This is a genomic window from Microbacterium sp. KRD172 (assembly GCF_017168295.1).
Classification (GTDB): domain Bacteria; phylum Actinomycetota; class Actinomycetes; order Actinomycetales; family Microbacteriaceae; genus Microbacterium; species Microbacterium profundi.
On sequence record NZ_JABFAS010000007.1, the window covers coordinates 1 to 1,696 of the forward strand.

Annotated in this window: 1 protein-coding gene; it reads left to right on the top strand. The window is 64.1% G+C overall.

The annotated features are described in order from the left end of the window. Nucleotides 1-112 precede the first annotated feature (112 nt). On the top strand, nt 113-1,408 hold the full coding sequence (locus J1M43_RS16040; RefSeq protein ID WP_033105162.1) for an ISL3 family transposase: 1,296 nt from the start codon (nt 113-115) through the stop codon (nt 1,406-1,408). Nucleotides 1,409-1,696: the final 288 nt, after the last annotated feature.

A 1,696-nucleotide genomic window follows, 5' to 3' on the forward strand; every position in this document is an offset into this window, starting at 1 on the left:
GGCTCTTGTGACGTATCCGTGGGTGTTTGGGCGGGTTTGAACGGGCGCACGCCGTTCTCTCGTATAGGTTTCTGGACTGTCAAGGAACAGGAACCAGTGAACGGGGAACGGCGTGCGGAATGTCAGTCTATGGTCGGCGTTGCTCGGGGTCGAGAAGACGGTGATCGAGGATGTCGAGTTCGACGAAGACGAGCAGGCGCTGATCGTGCGGGTGAGGCCACGGAAATCGGCTCGTGGCCGGTGCGGGGCGTGTGGGCGTCGCTGCCCGGCGTATGACCGTGGTGAGGGTCAGCGGCGGTGGCGGGGCCTGGATCTCGGCACGATCCGGGTATATCTGGTCGCCGACGCGTCGCGGGTGTCGTGCGCGGTGCACGGGGTGACCGTGCGGCAGGTGCCGTGGGCTCGTCATGGTGCCGGTCACACGTATGCGTTCGATGATCAGGTTGCATGGCTGGCGACGAGATCGTCGAAGAGCACGGTGACGCAGTTGATGCGGATCGCGTGGCGCACGGTCGGTGCGGTCATCGCCCGCGTCTGGGCAGATGCCGAGGCTCTGCATGACCGGTTCGACGGGCTGCGGCGGATCGGGATCGACGAGATCAGTTACAAGAGGGGCCACAAGTATCTGATGGTCGTCGTTGACCATGACACGAAGACCCTCGTATGGGCTGCGCCCGGGCGCAGCAAGGACACGCTGCGAGAGTTCTTCGACCTTCTCGGGGCGGAGCGTTGCACCCTGATCACGCATGTTTCCGCGGATGGAGCGGACTTCATCGGCAGCGTCGTGGCGGAGAAATGTCCGAACGCGGTCCGCGTCGCCGATCCATTTCATATCGTGATGTGGGCTACCGAGGCGCTCAACGAGGTGCGGCGCGAGTCGTGGAACGAGGCCCGTAAGCTCGCTCGGGCCGAGCCGAGCAGGCCACGGGGCCGCCCGCCCGCTGACGCGCCTGGCCGGCCGCAGTCCGAGCGGGCGACCAGGCTGAAGGGCGCCCGCTTCGCGCTACTGAAGAATCCGGACACCCTCACCGAGCATCAGAGCGAGAAGCTCGCGTGGATCGTGAAAGCTGACCCGCGGCTCTACCGGGCGTACCTGCTCAAAGAAGGGCTGCGGGCGATCTTCAAGATGCCGCTCGAAGCGGCACGAGACGCCCTCGACGGGTGGGTGTCGTGGGCGAGACGATCCCGGATCCCCGCGTTCGTGAAGCTTCAACGCAGCATCGTGAAACACCGTGACCGGATCCTCGCTGCGATCGAGCACGGCCTCTCCAACGCCCTCATCGAATCAACGAACACGAAGATCAGACTCATCACCCGGATCGCATTCGGCTTCAAATCAGCTGACGCGCTCATCGCCCTCGCAATGCTCACCCTCGGACCCCACCGACCCGCACTCCCCGGCCGATGACCCACGGAAGGAGCAGGAGAGCCGACTCATCACCCGGATCGCATTCGGCTTCAAATCAGCTGACGCGCTCATCGCCCTCGCAATGCTCACCCTCGGACCCCACCGACCCGCACTCCCCGGCCGATGACCCACGGAAGGAGCAGGAGAGCCGAGATAGCGGACTAGTTTTTCTTGGTGTCCAGAACTTCGGCGTTTGTCTTTAGTTTTTGAGCTGAGTTCGTCGAGTCGATGCGTGGTTCAGGCGGCTTTGCCGAGTCGGGCGTTGTCGATGTAGCCGGTGACGTGTCG